This window comes from Aromatoleum evansii (assembly GCF_045689615.1).
In the GTDB taxonomy this organism is placed as follows: domain Bacteria; phylum Pseudomonadota; class Gammaproteobacteria; order Burkholderiales; family Rhodocyclaceae; genus Aromatoleum; species Aromatoleum evansii.
Genome location: NZ_CP141259.1, coordinates 364303 through 379759 on the forward strand (window position 1 = coordinate 364303; position 15457 = coordinate 379759).

A 15457-nucleotide genomic window follows, 5' to 3' on the forward strand; every position below is an offset into this window, starting at 1 on the left:
ACGATGGGGCCGGTTCGTTTCTTGCATTCGTAATGTCCAGATTTTTCGACCGAGAGGTAATTCGTGATTCAGAGCAAGCAATTCTTCCGGACGGTTGTTTGTGCGGGTGCCGTGGCGTTCGGCCTGGGGAATGCCGGCGGCGTTCTCGCGCAGGCAAATACCGAGGCGAAACGCCTGAGCGAAACACGTGGCGACGTGCTGTATCACAACCGCTGTTCGGTGTGCCATGGGGATCGCGGGGATGGCAATTCGCGTGCGGTGAAGAGCCTGAATCCGCCGCCGCGGGATCTGACGAAGGTCACGGAGCTGCCGCGTGACTACCTGATCAATGTCATTGCCAACGGAAAGCCGGGTACCGCGATGGTCGGTTTCGGGAACCGGCTGAGCAGTGAGCAGATCGGCGCGCTGGCCGATTACATCCAGCGCGACATCCTCAACCGTGCGGCCGTGATTGCGGCTGGCAAGATCTCCGGGATCTCGGGTACTTCGGCATACGGCGAACTGCCGGCCAAGCCTAACGCCAAGGCGCCTGCGCCGTCGTCTGCGGCCGACGTCGCGCCGGCTCCCCCGATCGCGCTGCCGCTGCCGGGGGAAAAGCCCGTTGCTCCCGGCGAACGGGCCGACATGAGTGCGCCGATGCCTTCCGGCCTGAAGGGGGATGCAGCCAAGGGCAAGGCCTTCTATCAGGCCAACTGTGCCGAATGTCATGGGCAGACGGGAGCGGGCGACGGTCCGCGGGCGTACTTCATCAGGCCCGTGCCGCGCAACTTCACGAGCGAGCGTTCGCGTGCGGTGCTTAACCGCCCGGCGATCTATGCGGCGACCTTCTTCGGCCGCAATGGAACCGAGATGCCCGCGTGGAGCAAGGTCCTGAGCGAGCAGGAGATCGCCAACGTCTCGGAGTTCGTGTTCCAGAGCTTCATCGCGGCGGATCAGAAGGCGGCTAAGGCGAAATGAAGTTCGGAGTTTGGTTGGGCGGACTGGCGGCGGTCGTAGCCACCCAGTTCGCCGCCTCTGCGTTGGCGGCAGCTCCGAGCCAAGCGGAGGCGCGGCACGAGGCCGGACGCAAGATCTACAATTTCCGCTGCTATTTCTGCCACGGTTATTCGGGTGATGCGCGGACGCTCGCTGCGACCTATCTCGCGCCGAAGCCGCGCGACTTCACGCGCGACACCGAAAAGGACATCAATCGCGAGCAGATGCTGGCGGCGGTGCGCAACGGGAAGCCCGGGACGGCGATGAAGGGCTTCAAGGGCATCATCCCGGAGCGCGATATCGAGCTGGTGGTCGATTTCGTGCGTGAGGAGTTCATCCGCCGCAAGCTGGTGAATACGCGTTACCACACCAAGGAAAACGGCTGGCCGAACCACGAGCGGCACAAGGTGGCATTTCCCTTCGCCACCGGCGAGATTCCGCTGGATCGGCCGTGGGACAAGTTGAGTCCGGTCGAGCAGCGGGGGAAGCGCTTGTTCCTGTCGACCTGCATCACCTGTCACGATCACGCGCGAACGGAGGACCCGGGGCCGGCTTGGGGCGGGCGGCCGTTGTCCTATCCGCGCAATCATTTCGATCCGGGCGATTACACCGCGGCGCCGCCTACCGCGGCTGATGCGATCGCCAGCGCAAGCCCGTACAAGCTGCATGACGTCATTCCGCAGGTGGCGGGATTGTCTGCGGCGGAAAAGCGCGGGGAGACCCTGTTTCAGGCCAACTGCGCGTTCTGCCACGGCGCAACGGGCACGGGGAAGAACTGGATCGGCAGTTTCATGGAGCCTCATCCGCGGGATCTGACCGATCCCGCGTTCATGCGTGACATGACGCGGGAGCGACTGGCGCACACGATTCGCGAGGGTTTGCCGAATACGTCGATGCCGGCGTGGAAATCGGTGCTCAAAGGCGACGAAATCGACGCGATCATCTCCTACGTGTCGCGTGTCTTCCATCCCGTGAAGCAGTGATCCGGCGGCCATGCTCCGAAGGCTGGGGCTGGCCGCGTTTGTTCCATCTCCGTCGGAGCTTGCACATCACGAGGCTGCCCGCCAGCGCAATCCCGTTCCGCCAGGTATCGTGGTGCGGCCCATAGCAATGTTGTTCGAGCCTGGCGAGTTCCTTGCGGTACTGGCAATCATTGGGCGCGTAGAACGCGAGTTCGCCTAGCGTTTTCGGCACGGCGGCGGGAGGGCGCGGCGCTTCCAGTTGCAGTAGTGCGCTGCGGGCAGCCCGGGCATCGCCGCACAGGCACGCGTGCGCAAAGCGGAGCCAGGCGGTGGTGCGGCGGCGAAGGGCAACGCACAGGCCGCCGGCGAATGCAATCACGAGCAAGTATGTGGCGGCCGTGGAAGGCTCGATTCCGAATGGAGCATGGGCGTGCTCGATGCCGGCCGTCGATGGTGGCGGTGCAGGCGGCGTCGGTGACGGAGCGCTGTCGGGGATGGGCGATCCGGAGGCGCCATCGGGAGTGCGGGACGGTGCGGCTGCAATGCTCAGCGAGCGTTCGGGCAGGCGAGCGACTTCGGCGCGATGCGTGCCGACATTCCACCATGCGATGCGCGTTTCGCTTACCGTCACCGCGCCCGGGCGTGCAGGGACCATGGTCCAGGTTTGTTCACGGACTCCGATGTTCCAGTCGCCTTCGATGCGGTTGTGCAGGGCAGGGGGGGCGGGGTAGGCGGTGATCCCGTCTCCGCGGACCTGCAGTTCGGGAAGCTGGCTGGCATCGGTCCCGCGTGCGCTGATCCGGATCGTGCGCTGGATGGGCTGCCCGGCGGCGAGCGTCGCGGGGTCGGCACTCCACGATTCCGCGAGCTCGAGCGCATGGGCGGGAAGCCATGCCCCTGCGGGGGCTCCGGGAGGGATCGGGCGGACGCCGGGCTTGATCCGTGGTGCGTCGAGTACGATATCGGGCGCTGCGGGAGGCGTGCTGCCGCGATGTGCCGAGATTCCGGCCGGCTCTAGCGCAAGCTCGCCGCTGGCGAAGGGAAGGACGGCGTAGCGTCGTTCGGTGACCCGATAGCGGCGACCTGCGTGGGTGAGCTCCTCGATGCGTTCGCCAATCGGCCGGATTTCGGCGAGCGGCGCGGCGGGAGCCCTGAATTCGAGATCCCGAAGGCCGATGGCCTGGTATAGACGAACCGTGTAGAGCGACTGCGATTGAACGTAGGGCGCAGACGGAGACAACTTCGCCTCGAGCCAGAGTTCGGGAGTGTTGTTCGTGCCGCCGGGCTGATCGCCCGCCGCGGTGCCGCCCCAAAGCGCGAGGCTCCAGGCAAGGATGGCCAGGCGCAGCGCGTGCAGGCGGTTCATTCCCATGGCTTGTCCACTTTGCCGCTGCGACGGCGTGCGTCTTCGAGTTGCAGCTTGCGCCGTAGCAGGCCCGCAGGTTCGTCCGGGACGCGCCGCAGCCACTGGTCGGCGAGGAGGCTGGCTTCGCGTCGGGCATCGTCTTCCGTGGGCCGCCTTTCGGGTGGGGAGGGTGCGTCTCGTGCGTCGGAAGGTGGCGGCGGAGGGGCAGGCGAGTCCTGAGCCGTCGAATCGCGGGTGGCGGGTGGTGGCTCGGGCGGTGTATCTTTCCCCGAGGGCGGATTTCCCTTCGCGTCGAGCAATGCCCGCACGAGATCGCGGTTGTGGCGAATGTCGGGGTCCGCTGGCTGCAGGGCGTGTGCTGCTTCCAGGGCGGTGAGGGCTTCTGCGAGGCGGTCGATGCGAGCCAGTGCGGTGCCGCGGTTGTAGAGCGAGTCGGCATCGTTGAACGGCGCGAGTGCCTCTGCAGCGGCCTGGAAACGACCGGCGCGATAGTCGGCGAGCGCCCTCCATCGCGCGTCGGTGAATTGCGCGGCGGCTTTGTCGTAGTCGCCGCGTTGCAGGCTCGACAGGGCGTCCTTGTGCGAGGAAGGGCGCCAGAGGGAAAAGTCGAAGGCGTTTGCGTCGGCCGGCGGCAGAAGTAGCGCGACCGTGACAGCGAGAAGCGGTCCCGCGCGCAAGGCGACGGCGGCAAGCAGCGCAGCAAACGCGAGGATCCAGGGTCCAAGGTCGCGCGGGGTGCCGGTGCGGCGCGTGCCTTCGCTTGCGGCTCCGATCTCCACGTCGAGCAGGGAGACAAGCCGGCGGATGTCGGAGTCGTCGGTGGCGGCGTCCAGCCACAGGCCGCCGCTGGCGGCGATTTCGGTGCGAATGGGCGCCGGGGCTGGGAGGGCTGCCGGTCCGATCTGCAGAACGGAAAGGCGGATTCCGGCTTCGCGCAGGGCTGCCGCCGAGGAGGGGGCGATCTCGGCACGCGTCGGCGACGCGCGGAGCCAGACGATGTCGCGCGCTGCTGCTCCGCTGCGGGCAAGGATATCGGCACCGAGGCGCAGGGCGCGGTCGGGGCGGTCGCCCGGCGCCGGCATTGCCGCCTGTGACAATTCGGGAGCCAGCAGGGCGAGAGTCGCGGTGTCCGTCGTGGGCGGGGCGATGAGCCAGGGCTCCTCAGCGTAGGCGATCACGGCGGTCTGGCCCGCGGGCATTGCCCGGAGCAAGTCGAGCACTTCTACGCGCAGGCGCGCGGAGGCGTCTTCCGGGGCGGAGGAGGATAGATCGGCGATCAGCACGCGCGTCGCATCGGTGCGGAAGGTCGTGACCGTCTTGCCGGGCAGGGCCGGGCCTGAGAGGGCGATCAGGGCGAGCACGATCACCGCGCCGGGCAGGGCGCTCCGGCGAGCCTGGTGCGGGGTGGTCGTCAGGTACGGCAGGAGGTGGGCGTCGACGACGGTTTCCCACCCGGATGCGGTGCGCACGGGATTGCGCGATGTGTGCAGGAGCCACGCGGCGACCGGCAGCAGGGCCAGCAGCCAGAGCGGGCGCAGGAGAATGAAACCGTCAAAGGCGAGGCCTGGTCCGCTGCCGGTCACGAACGCCTCCGGGCTGCTTCATGGCGGCCGAGTGCGCCCAGCAGCAGGGCGCATGCGAGGGCCGCGCCGAGTGGCCAGGGGTATAGCTCTTGCCGGGTGCGTATGATCGCGTCGGCGCCGTCGATGGGCTCGATCGATTCCATCTCGCGATAGAACGCGGCCAGCGCGGCGGCATCGGTTGCGCGGTGATAGCTCCCCCCGGTCTGTTCCGCGATCGAGCGCAGGGTGCGTTCATCGAGGTCCGCGGACGAGTCCTGCGCCGCTTCGGGGGACGATGGCCTTGCCGTTCTGCTGCCGATTCCCACGACGTGGATGCGCACGCCCTCGCGTTGCGCAATCCAGCTCGCCTGCTCCGGGGTGAGCTTCCCGGCCGTGTTGGCGCCATCTGTGAGCAGGATCAGGACGCGTGCGTTGCCGGATTGTTCCCGCATGCGCCGCACCGCCAATCCGATCGCATCGCCGATCGCCGTTTCGCGTCCGGCGAGGCCGGTGCCGGTGGCGGACAGTCCGTCGGCAAGGGCGTGGATGTCCCAGGTGAGGGGGGTGTGCAGATAGGTTTCGCTGCCGAAGACGATCAGGCCGATGCGGTCGCCATCGCGCCTGAGCACGAAGTCCCGTGCGAGCGTGCGCGCCGCGTGCAGTCGTTCGACCGGGCGGCCGTCGAGGTTCAGGTCGCGCGTGGCCATGCTCGCCGACACGTCGAGCGCAATCATGAGGTCGCGGCCGCTCATCGCCACCTGTGCCGGGTCCGCCAGCCCTTGTGGTCGTGCCGCCGCAACGAGAAGCAGGGCCCACGCGCAGGCGGCGAACCAGCGGCGTGCCGCGTGCTGCCGGACCTCGGGCGGGCTGGTCGGCGAGCCTTCGGTCCGGCCGGTGGCGAATGCCGCCACGGACGGCACGCGGAGCGCCGGTGTCGGAGTGGTGGCCGGCCACCACCGCCGAAGCAGCCAGGGCAGCGGCAGGAATGCGAGCATCCAGGGCCAGGCGAAACTCATTGAGCGTTTCTCCGCAGCCATTGGCGCGTGATCCGGAGCAGGGCGACAGCGTCGGCATCCTCGCCGGGGGAGCCCGGGGGGCGATAGGGCAGTTCGTCCAGAACCAGGCCCGGACCGCTGGTGAAGTCGCCGTGCGTGCCGTGTGCGTCGAGAAAGCGCAGCCAGTCGGCGCCGGCCAGATGCGCGACGTTCTCGCGGGGAAAACGCGAGCGGGCATAGTTTCGCAGAAGTCGGGATATCCCGCGGGCGAGCGTGACGGGATCGTATGCTGCGGCGTGATTGCGCGCGAGTGCGTCGAGCTCGCGCAAGGCGCGGCGCAAGGGCGTCCGCCTTCGATGGCGGCGCACGGTCCATGCAGCGATCAGGACGACAGCCAGCGCAACCAGCAGCACGATGGGGGCCGGCGGCCACATGTCGGGCGGTGGCGGCAGGTGGATGTCGCGCAGCTGGTCGATCGAAGGGGGTAGCGGTGCGTCGGCCGTCATGGTGCCCGCCATTGTGCGCGGGGATGAAGGGGGGCGATGAGGGCGCGCAGCACGTCCGCGGGATCGTCGTTTGTCGCCAGCTGGATCAGTGTGGCGCCGCAGTGCCGCGCAGTTGCCGCGAGCTGCGCACTGCGGCGGCGAAACGGTTCGCCGTAGACCGCGCGTGCCGCGTCGCCGCGCAAATCCAGCGTTTGCTCCGTGTCTCCGTCGGCGACCCGATAGACGCCTGCCGGTGGCGGGGTGCTCTCGAGCGGGTCGAAGACCTGTATCAGGCTCAGGCCGGATCCGGCTCGCAGGCGGGAGATATTGCTGCAGGCCCCGGGAGCCTGGAAATCGCTGATCAGTACGGCGTGAGTGCCGGGGCGTAGCGCGCGGGCCAGGGCGAGCATGGCGCCTTCCCGCGAGGCGGAAGGGGCTGGACGATCGGAGGTGGCGTACGCGGCCGCGCTCGAGGTCAGCGCGCGGATCAGCGCAAGCGCGCCGGTCTCGCGCCCGCGAGGGGGGATCTCGCGATGGGTGCGGCCGTTCCAGACGACGCCACCGATCCGGTCGCCGGCCTCCACCGCCGCCCAGGCGAGCAGGGCGGCGGCGCGTGCGGCAATGACCGACTTGAAGGCGACGCGCGAGCCGAACTGCATCGTCGGCCCCAGATCGACGAATACGAGGACGGGGTGTTCGCGCTCGTCCTGGAAGAGTTTGGTGAACGGGCGGCCGCGCCGGGCGGTATGGCGCCAGTCCACGTTGCGCAGGTCGTCACCGGGGCGGTAGGCGCGGACCTCGGCGAACTCCATGCCGCGGCCGGTGAATGCCGTGCGGTGGGCACCGGCGAGTCCGGCCTTGGCGTCCGTGCGTCGCCAGGCGCCGTCGACGACACGCGTACGCAGGGCGATCAGGTCGCGCGCCAAGGGCATGGTGAAGGCTTCTGCGCCGCCTGGAACAAGTATTTGCGCGGGAGGCTGCGGGGCGGCCCGGGTGATGCGGCTCACGGTACCGGTACGTGGTCCAGCAAGGTGGCGATCAGGGAGTCGGCGGTGATTCCGTCGGCCTGGGCTTCCCAGCCGGGGATGATGCGATGGCGCAGGATGTCGGGGGCCAGGCTGCGGATGTCGTCCGGCGAGACGTAGTCGCGGCCGTGCAGCCACGCACGTGCCCGTGCGCAGCGATCGAACGCGATGCTGGCTCGCGGGCTGGCGCCGAAGCGCACACTTCCCGACAGTTCGGGGACATAGCGTTCGGGCGCCCGTGTCGCCGCGACGAGCTGCAGGATGTAGTCTTCGAGCTCGGGGCTGAGGTAAAGGTCAAGCACGGCGGCACGCGCCGCGAAGACGTCGTCGGGCGTGACGGCGGGTGTCGGTACCGGGCTCGCCGGGGAGTCGGCGCCGGCGAGCGCTTCCGCGCGCGCGAGGCGCAGGATGTCGCGCTCGATCGCCGTATCCGGGTAGCCCACGCGCACGTGCATCAGGAAGCGGTCGAGTTGCGCCTCGGGCAGGGGGTAGGTTCCCTCGTGTTCGATGGGGTTCTGCGTTGCCATGACCAGGAACAGGCGTGGCAGCACGTGTGTTTCCTGTCCGATGGTGACCTGGCGTTCGCCCATCGCCTCGAGCAGCGCGGACTGGACCTTGGCCGGAGCGCGATTGATCTCGTCGGCGAGGAGCAGGTTGTGGAACAACGGGCCCCGTTCGAAGTGGAAGCTGCCGTCCTGGGGGCGAAAGATTTCGCTGCCGGTGAGGTCGGCGGGCAGCAGGTCGGGTGTGAACTGGATGCGGTGGAAATCGGCGTCGATCAAGGCTGCGAGCGTGTGCGCCGCGCGGGTCTTTGCAACACCCGGCGGGCCCTCCACGAGGAGGTGGCCGTCTGCGAGGAGCGTGACGAGGAGACGCTCGACGAGGGCGCTTTGACCCAGCACCAGGGTCTCCAGCGTGCGGGCAAGGGAGCGAAAGCTGTCGGTGCTGGTCATGGGGCGATTATGCAGGCGCCGAAGCGGGGACGTCGCGCCGGGCTTCAGATGGCGCCCTTGTGCAGCGCGGTCGAGACGAACGGGATGCCGAAAAAGGTAAAGAAGGCGACGACGAAGGTTCCGGCGATCAGCAGGCTGTTGGTCGCCGGCCGCGTGTGGAAGGACGCGCGGACATGCAGGGTGAGCCCGATGGAGAGCCAGGTGAGGAGCGACCAGATCTCGAGCGGATCCCACGACCAGTAACGGCCCCATGCGTCCTGCGCCCAGATCGCGCCGGCGACGATGCCGAGGGTGTCGAAGATGAGCGCCAGGGCCATGAAGCGGTAGGCGCGGGCATCCAGCAGCTTGTCGTCGGGTAGCGACGCGAAGCGGCTTCGACCGATATCGGCCGCGCGCAGCAGCACGATTCCGGCAATGCCGAGAGCGATGAAGGCGCAGCCGAGGAAGAGCTTGATGAAGGCGATATGGATGAACAGCCAGACCGTGCGGTAGGTGGGCGGCAGGAGAGAGTCCTGGCGGTCGATCAGCAGCATCCAGGCCATCACCATGATCACGACGGGCATCAGGATGGCGGCGAAGGCGCGCAGCCTGGGAAGTCGCCAGTAGCCGATGGCAACCGCAAGCATCAGGCCCCAGATGTTGGCGGAGAGCATTTCGAAGGCATTGCCCACCGGCAGGTGGTCGAGGCGTACCCAGCGTGCACCGATCGACAGGGTGTGGGCGAGCACCGACAGCCATATCAGGGCCATGGTGGTTCGCTCGGGGCGCCGTCGGAAGACGAGGCCCACCAGTGCCAGGACGCAAACGACGGAGTAGCCGACGAGGGCCGTCCACAGGCTGAGGAGTTCGAGTTGCAGCAGATCCATGGGCGAGTCTTGGCGGGTGGTGTTTCTCAGGGGCGCGGGAAGATGACCTGTTTGTCGGCGTGCCGGATTTCGGCCAGCAGGCTGCCGTCGGGCTGTTCTGTGCCGGGCACCTGCATGCGGACCGCTACGCCGCGGCCGTCGCGCTTGATGTCGTCGGCGGTGAAGCCCGGCGGAATCCCTTTCGTGGGGCCCCACGGCCCGCGCCCGAGCCTGGCCTCCCATTCCCACAAGGCCGAGCGGGCCTGCGCGATCTGGAGCCGATCGGGATCCTTGTCGGGCTCCACGTGCAGGTAGCTGCGCATGGCGCCCACCGCGGCCGTGAGGTCGCCAAGTGCTTCGGACGTTGTCGCTACTCCCCAGTAGGCCCCGGCCAGCAGCGGGTCGCGGTCGAGCGCGGCGGTGTAGAAATCACGAGCGGCGGCATGATCCCGATTGCCTTCCAGCGCGCGTGCGAGCAGCAGAAGCGCCTGCGGCTCGTTCTTGAGTGCCGGTCGCTGGCGATTCAGGGTCGCGATCGCCTCGTTGAAATGTTTCGCTTCGATCTGGCCTTCGGCGGTCTTCAGTGCGTGCCGGGCCGGAGGAGGCAGGTGATCGTGCTTGTCCTGTGTCGCAGGCGACTCTTCCGCTCTTGCGGGTGAAGAGCCTTGCCGATGCTGTTCGAGGCGCGCGAACGGTGCATCGATGTTTCCCCGCACTGCGCGTCCCGGCAGCAGGCTCAGCAGATAGCCGCAAAGGATGATTCCCGCGGTTACTGCCAGGGCTGCGGTGCCGCGGCGATCGCGCCGTTTGCGTGGAGATGGGGTCGTGGTCATCGATCAACGGGCACGTGCGGTGCCGGCTGCGAGATGCCGCTCGACGGTCGCAGTGTCGAGCGCGAAACGCACGCCGTAGCAGCGGAAGGGAGAACTCGGCAAGCGTCGGGTGCGGTTGCCGTAAATCGAGAGTGCGGCAGGGCCCGAAGCCCAACGACCACCGCGCAGCACGCGGAATTTTCCGGGGTCGCCCGGCACCTCGTGGGGGGCGCGCGCGACCGGGTTGGTTTCGCCGCCCTTAAGGCTGTTGTAGTGCTCGACATTCTCCCAGTCGGCGACGTATTCATAGATGTTGCCGGCCATGTTGCGCACTCCGAACGGCGACGCTCCTTTCGCGAACGCATCGACCGGCTGCACGTTGCATGATGTGGCGCCCTCCTGGAAGGACGCATAGGTGTCGTCCGGATATTCGTCGCCCCACGGGTAGCGGCGCTTGTCGTCGTCGCGGAATGCCCGGACCCATTCGATCTCCGTCGGCATGCGGAATCCCATCCAGGTCGAGAACTCGTTCGCGAGATCCCACGACAAGTGCGTGGCGGGCAGGTCCCGGTCGGGGGTGACCAAGGTGAAGCCGTTCGCGCCGCGGCGTACGCTGCATCCGCCGAGCGAGCCGCTGTCGTCATCCTCGGGATCCTTCGCGTCATAGTGCGCGGCGTGTACCGGTTTGCCTTCGCTCATGAAGCGGAGGAAGTCGCGGGCGCGCGCCTCGTATTTCGCGATGTAGAAGCTTTTCGTGGCGAACTGCAGCTCACGCATGCCGTTGTCGAGGTTGAGGCCGGTCTTCGGGTCAAGGTGCGGCACGGGTACCCAAACCTTGCCGGCCGGGATCAGGACGAACTCGACACCGTTGACTTCGACCTCTGCCGGCAGCGGGGCCGCAGCGTGGGCTGCCAGCGGCAGCATGGACAAGACGGCGCAAGCAAACCGTAGCAGTTTCTTCATTCATTTTCCTCCTGACGGGACGCGTACGACGCGGAAGCCGACCGTGTCGAGCCGGGTTTCCGCGTCGAGCGAGGTGCGGGCTTCACAGCGCATCCAGCGGATATCGGAACGGATGCTGCCGCCGCGCGCAGTCCGGCTCACTCCGCGTGCGGCGGAGTCGATGCGCGGATTGAAAAGGGCATGGCGCCGGTAGGCGTCGTCGGCATAGGCATCGAGGGTCCATTCCCAGACGTTGCCGAGCATGTCATGCAGTCCGGCAGCGTTTCCGCTCATCCTGCCTGCCGGTTGCGGGTTCCGCGGCCGCTTGCCGGCCGATGCGCGACCGTAGGGCGACGAGTACCACGCGACGCCGTCCATGCGGCCGCGGTCGGGAAGTGCGGTGACCGGTGCGCTGCCGGCGCGACAGGCGTATTCCCATTCGGCCTCGGTCGGCAGGCGGTAGCGCCAGCCGGGTCCGGCTCGCTCGCTCAGGCGTGCGGTGAATGCGACCGCCTCCTGCCAGCTCGTGCCTCTGACCGGCAAGTCGTCGGCTCCGGCGCCGGGGCGCGGTCCCATCACCGCGCGCCACTGGGCTTCGGTGATCTCGTGCCGGGCAATCCAGAACTCGTCGATGCAGGCTTCATGCACCGGGCCTTCGGTCCTTTCCACGCGGCGACGGAAGGCGCCGTCCTGGTCGGCAAACGCGTCGGCGGGGACGCCCATCTGATAGCACCCCTTCGCCATCCGGACGAAGGTGATGCCGCTGAGCGGATCCTTGACGGTGGGATTGTCTGCAGAGGGAGCCGCCCGAGCGGAACCGGAGGCGGCGGCGAGCGCCAGAGCAGCCGACAGGAGAAAGCGGTCAAGGGGTGTCATGATGCGGTTGCAGTTTGCACGGCCGGAATACGCAGGGTACGCCAGTAGTACAAGGACATGCACAGTACGAGAATCAGTGACGCGCCCATGAGCCAGTCGGATGCGAGGTCGTACACGATGCGGTAGCCCATCCAGCTGCGCAGGCCGAGGTAGGTCAGCGAGCCGTCGTCGAAGGAGATGGTCTGGCCGGGTTCCAGCGTTTCGCGGGTCGTGTCACGGCGCACGACGATGCGATGCGGCAGCGATTCCGCACCCAGGCCGCTGCGCTGTTCACCCGGCTGCATGAGCGTGGAGCGCTGCGGATCGAGCATTATCCAGAGCGGCCGGCCGTTCGGGGGAGTCCATTCGTTGGCCATGCCGAAGTCCAGATCGCCGCGCAGTTGCACTGCGCCGACGTCGGTTTCGCCGTTTTTCGAGTGCCAGCGAAATACCGGGGAAAAGCCGCGATTGTAAGTCGCGTAGATGCGGTAGCCGGCGAGCAGGAGCGGGACGTCGTTGGCGATCTCCGCGACGTGGCTGCGACCGGCGCTGTCCCACCAGCGGATGCGGCTGTGGATCGCGGGACCGCGTTCGTTGGCGTCGAATGCTTCGAAGACCCCCTCGTTGGCGAAGCGCAGCCGGTCGAGTTTGCTCGGGTGGAACGGCCCGCGCTGCTCGATGTCCAGCACGCCGGCGAAGGGCTCACCGCCTTCGGTGAGCGTCACCGCGCCATCGAGGTAGGTCAGGCGGGCGAGTCCGACGAGGGCGATAATCGCGAGCAGTGCCAGATGCAGGCCCAGCAGCAGCGGGTCGCGACGAAAGCGCGGGCGCGTCAGGATGGAGGCGAGCAGCGTCACTGCGAACAGAGCGAGCGGGACCGTCCACGCGGCGGTGATAAGTTCCGGGAAATGGATGGACAGCACTGCGCTCGCGGCCGCGAACGCAAAGAACGCGAGCATCCATTTGGGCGACGCGAGCGCGTGCAGCGTGCGCTCAGTTGCAGTAGCCGCCATCGTTCATCCACTTTTCGCCGGTGCCATCCGAGCCCGAGCGGCCGCAGCGGCTTTCGGACCAGTTGCCGCTTGGCACCCAGGTGCGCACGCGCAGGAAGGATTCGACGTAGTAGGGGCCGTTGGTGTAGCGGCCGTTGCGGCTCGGGTAGTTGGCGTAGCCGCTGGTGGGGTCGCAGCTGCCCGCGGCCGCGCCGCCCTCGGGGCCGCGGCAGTTGAGGTTCACCAGCAACGCCTTGTTCTTCCAGCCGTGCGGCACGGCGACGTGGCAGCGCATGCAGGGTGCGCCGCCATGTTCGTTGGCGTGGCCTCCGCCGCCGTTCGTGCCGGCATTGTTGAAACCGCTGGTGCGGCCGGTGCCGTTGTCGCCGGTGCCAGTATCGCCGCCACTGGGATCGTGGCAGTTGAAGCACAAGCCGGAGCCGCCGATGGTCGTGCTTGTACTCCAGTCGCCGCGCAGGATGAAGTCGTTGCTCGAGCCATGCGGGCCCTGCACCGTCGCCAGGTTCGGGCCGGTGCCCTGCGTCCACGTGCCGTTATGGCCGTGGCAATCGGAGCAGTGCATGGTCTGCGTGCCCACGTTCGCCTGGAAGGGGGCGCGGAAGTTGGACGTGCTCGGGCTCGAAATGCGCCGTTCGTCGAAGGTACGTCCGGTCGGGTAGTGAAGTGGATGCCAGGAACGGTGGTTCGTGACCTTCGTGGGGTCGAGGGGGTCGAGGTCGGTCATTTGGGACGAAAGCGTGTCGCCCGGGAAAGAGCCGGTCGGTTCGATCGAAGTGCCGTCGTCGGTACAATTTGTGCCGCATTCACCCTGTTCGCCCTGGTCTCTCGCGGACACCGGGGTGTCCAGGGCGTTGACGCTGAGCTCGGCGGCGATGTTGGTGTAGTTCGAGCCGATGCTGTTGGACGTGCTGCCGCCGGTGTAGCCCGTGGCGGGCGGCGTCAGGCCGAAGCCGTAGTCGGAGTGGCATTTGAGGCACAGCTGGTACTCGCGCGTGAGGAACTTCTGGGCCTTGGTCGTGGCGGTATTTGCGCCCGGATCCCCACGCTTCACCTCGTAGGCGCCTGGCAGTTCAGGCCAGTCGCCACTTGCGCTCCAGGTGGGTTCGACGCCCCACATGCCGCGCAAGGCGCCGGACGCGAGGTTGCCGTTGGCGCCGCCCGGTTTGTGGGTCCGGCGTGTATCGGCGTCAGTGCCGTTGAACAGGGCGTTCTTGATCACCCGGTGCGGGTTGTGGCAGTCGGTGCATTCGACGTGGCGGTTGGTGCTGACGCCGGCGCCCAGCTTCTCGCGCGATTCGATGAAGTCCGTGCCGCACTTGTTGCTTGGTCCGCTGCAGTCGACGTGTCCCGCGTCCGTGAAATTGCCGCCGATGTCGTGTTTTTCCGTTCCGGTAATGGGCATGCGGCGCGCGCGGGTCGTGAACTCGGTCTTGATGTCAGGCACGCCAGTGCTGGCGTTCATCGTGGGCACCGTGAGGATGCTGGCGGTGGTAGTGGTGTGGCACTGGTAGCAGGTTTCCTCGATGGCGGGATTGCCGCCTGCTTTCGGTGAGGTGGTGCTGTCGGTGCCTTCGCGCAGCAGACGACGCGAGCCCTGTACCGTGTGGGTATCGTGGCAGTTCAGGCAGCCGGCTTCCCAGACCTTGATGATCGGCGAGCCGTTGGCGCCGCCGTCCGGGAATTCGCGCTGCGTCGCCGCCGCGCCCTTGTACGAGTAGGTCGCGACGTCGGAGTTGGCGTGAGCGGAGTTGGACCACGCGAGGTAGGCATTCCCCTCGCCATCCTTGTTGCGATCGTGGCAGCCGAGGCAGATCTGGTCGTTGGTCGGGCTGAACTCGGTGCCGGCGCTGGCGTTCTTCTGGAAGCGGTTGAGGCGCAGGAACTTGCTTGCCGTCAGGTGCGGGTCGTGGCAACTGGTGCACTGCAGCTTGCCCTCGTGATCGAGCGGCAGCATCGGCTTGACGCCCGAGCTGCGGACGCCGACGACGGTTTTTCCGCCGGTAACGTACGGCGGAGAGCGAAGTTCTCCGTCGCGGGTGGCCAGCGTGTCGTTGAAGGTGAAGGAGATGGGGTGATCGTTGCGCAGGTCGGTGCCGAGGTTGCGCGTGAAGCCGGTCGTCGTGCCTGCACCGACAGGCATCTTGTCGACGCCCGCCGCCATCGGGATGCTGCCGGTCGTGCCGCTGCCGGGGCTGTTTGCGACGGTTCCGATGGCGATGCTGCCGTCGTGACAGGAGAGGCACAGTTTCGACGCACCGCCGGGTTCGCCGATCGGACTGTTGTTGAGGACGTCCTCGGCGTCGAGCGAGTTCGATGTGTAGGGGGTGTAGGTGGCGGCGTAGGTGTTGGTGTCGTTTGTGGCGCCGCCAATCTTGCGGTTCCACAGTGGCGCCGGCGCGGCCGCATTGGCGGCGTGCGGGGTATGGCAGAAGACGCAGATCTGGTTCTGGGTGGCCGCCTTGACGCTTCCCGGTCCGGTGGCGGACAGGTTGTGCTTGGTGCCTTTTACGTTCGCATTGGTGTTCTGCGCCGGCGCCAGCGCGCCGTATCCGAGCAGGGCTGCCGCGACTAGCGCGAGGGCATGGAATTTGCGGAAATTCTTCATAACCTTTTCACTGCTGCGGGTATTTTTCGGCGCATCGGCGAATGCGAAACGGTTAATGCTAA

General features: G+C 67.4%; 14 protein-coding genes. 2 read left to right on the plus strand and 12 right to left on the minus strand.

Features of this window, described 5'->3' with window-relative positions; genetic code table 11:
* The first annotated feature begins 63 nt into the window (after nt 1–63).
* Together U5817_RS01520 and U5817_RS01525 are read left to right on the plus strand one after the other, a co-directional pair.
* Nucleotides 64–957 carry a c-type cytochrome gene (locus U5817_RS01520; RefSeq protein ID WP_169132429.1) on the plus strand — a complete coding sequence of 298 codons (894 nt, stop codon included), beginning with the start codon at nt 64–66 and terminating at the stop codon, nt 955–957.
* Complete coding sequence (locus U5817_RS01525) at nt 954–1958, plus strand: c-type cytochrome (protein WP_407279486.1); 1005 nt, start codon at nt 954–956, stop codon at nt 1956–1958. Before U5817_RS01520 ends, U5817_RS01525 begins: the two co-directional genes overlap by 4 nt.
* On the opposite strand, the gene U5817_RS01530 is transcribed toward U5817_RS01525, so the two are convergent.
* Genes U5817_RS01530 through U5817_RS01585 form a run of 12 tightly spaced genes read right to left on the minus strand, consistent with a single transcriptional unit; the run spans nt 1915 to nt 15395 of the window.
* Nucleotides 1915–3303 carry a hypothetical protein gene (locus tag U5817_RS01530; protein WP_407279487.1) on the minus strand — a complete coding sequence of 463 codons (1389 nt, stop codon included), beginning with the start codon at nt 3301–3303 and terminating at the stop codon, nt 1915–1917. The genes U5817_RS01525 and U5817_RS01530 overlap by 44 nt on opposite strands.
* Nucleotides 3300–4886 carry a hypothetical protein gene (locus tag U5817_RS01535; protein WP_407279488.1) on the minus strand — a complete coding sequence of 529 codons (1587 nt, stop codon included), beginning with the start codon at nt 4884–4886 and terminating at the stop codon, nt 3300–3302. Before U5817_RS01535 ends, U5817_RS01530 begins: the two co-directional genes overlap by 4 nt.
* Nucleotides 4883–5881: a VWA domain-containing protein gene (locus tag U5817_RS01540; protein WP_407279489.1), complete on the minus strand. Its 999-nt coding sequence runs from the start codon at nt 5879–5881 to the stop codon at nt 4883–4885. Before U5817_RS01540 ends, U5817_RS01535 begins: the two co-directional genes overlap by 4 nt.
* Complete coding sequence (locus tag U5817_RS01545) at nt 5878–6366, minus strand: DUF4381 domain-containing protein (protein ID WP_407279491.1); 489 nt, start codon at nt 6364–6366, stop codon at nt 5878–5880. Before U5817_RS01545 ends, U5817_RS01540 begins: the two co-directional genes overlap by 4 nt.
* On the minus strand, nt 6363–7352 hold the full coding sequence (locus tag U5817_RS01550; protein WP_407279492.1) for a DUF58 domain-containing protein: 990 nt from the start codon (nt 7350–7352) through the stop codon (nt 6363–6365). Before U5817_RS01550 ends, U5817_RS01545 begins: the two co-directional genes overlap by 4 nt.
* Entirely contained in the window at nt 7349–8323 is a 975-nt protein-coding gene (locus tag U5817_RS01555; protein ID WP_407279493.1) for an AAA family ATPase, read from the minus strand. Before U5817_RS01555 ends, U5817_RS01550 begins: the two co-directional genes overlap by 4 nt.
* Nucleotides 8324–8367: 44 nt before the next feature.
* Complete coding sequence (gene ccsA / locus U5817_RS01560) at nt 8368–9189, minus strand: cytochrome c biogenesis protein CcsA (RefSeq protein ID WP_407279494.1); 822 nt, start codon at nt 9187–9189, stop codon at nt 8368–8370.
* 26 nt (nt 9190–9215) lie between these two features.
* Nucleotides 9216–10001 (minus strand): tetratricopeptide repeat protein, encoded by a 786-nt coding sequence (locus tag U5817_RS01565; protein ID WP_407279496.1) that lies wholly within the window; start codon nt 9999–10001, stop codon nt 9216–9218.
* A 3-nt stretch (nt 10002–10004) separates the two neighbouring features.
* On the minus strand, nt 10005–10943 hold the full coding sequence (locus U5817_RS01570) for a formylglycine-generating enzyme family protein (RefSeq protein ID WP_407279497.1): 939 nt from the start codon (nt 10941–10943) through the stop codon (nt 10005–10007).
* Nucleotides 10944–11798 (minus strand): formylglycine-generating enzyme family protein, encoded by an 855-nt coding sequence (locus U5817_RS01575; protein WP_407279498.1) that lies wholly within the window; start codon nt 11796–11798, stop codon nt 10944–10946.
* The gene (locus tag U5817_RS01580; protein ID WP_407279499.1) at nt 11795–12790 is read right to left on the minus strand and encodes a hypothetical protein; all 996 of its coding nucleotides are present in this window, start codon (nt 12788–12790) and stop codon (nt 11795–11797) included. The genes U5817_RS01575 and U5817_RS01580 overlap by 4 nt, the downstream gene beginning before the upstream one ends.
* Nucleotides 12771–15395 carry a cytochrome c3 family protein gene (locus U5817_RS01585; RefSeq protein ID WP_407279500.1) on the minus strand — a complete coding sequence of 875 codons (2625 nt, stop codon included), beginning with the start codon at nt 15393–15395 and terminating at the stop codon, nt 12771–12773. Before U5817_RS01585 ends, U5817_RS01580 begins: the two co-directional genes overlap by 20 nt.
* Between the last annotated feature and the right edge of the window lie 62 nt (nt 15396–15457).

Coding starts and splice junctions, on each gene's coding strand:
- U5817_RS01565 (WP_407279496.1), bottom strand. CDS start 10,001: ATGACCACGACCCCATCTCCACGCAAACGGCGCGATCGCCGCGGCACC.
- U5817_RS01525 (WP_407279486.1), top strand. CDS start 954: ATGAAGTTCGGAGTTTGGTTGGGCGGACTGGCGGCGGTCGTAGCCACC.
- U5817_RS01545 (WP_407279491.1), bottom strand. CDS start 6,366: ATGACGGCCGACGCACCGCTACCCCCTTCGATCGACCAGCTGCGCGAC.
- U5817_RS01530 (WP_407279487.1), bottom strand. CDS start 3,303: ATGAACCGCCTGCACGCGCTGCGCCTGGCCATCCTTGCCTGGAGCCTC.
- U5817_RS01540 (WP_407279489.1), bottom strand. CDS start 5,881: ATGAGTTTCGCCTGGCCCTGGATGCTCGCATTCCTGCCGCTGCCCTGG.
- U5817_RS01580 (WP_407279499.1), bottom strand. CDS start 12,790: ATGGCGGCTACTGCAACTGAGCGCACGCTGCACGCGCTCGCGTCGCCC.
- U5817_RS01570 (WP_407279497.1), bottom strand. CDS start 10,943: ATGAAGAAACTGCTACGGTTTGCTTGCGCCGTCTTGTCCATGCTGCCG.
- U5817_RS01585 (WP_407279500.1), bottom strand. CDS start 15,395: ATGAAGAATTTCCGCAAATTCCATGCCCTCGCGCTAGTCGCGGCAGCC.
- ccsA (WP_407279494.1), bottom strand. CDS start 9,189: ATGGATCTGCTGCAACTCGAACTCCTCAGCCTGTGGACGGCCCTCGTC.
- U5817_RS01555 (WP_407279493.1), bottom strand. CDS start 8,323: ATGACCAGCACCGACAGCTTTCGCTCCCTTGCCCGCACGCTGGAGACC.
- U5817_RS01575 (WP_407279498.1), bottom strand. CDS start 11,798: ATGACACCCCTTGACCGCTTTCTCCTGTCGGCTGCTCTGGCGCTCGCC.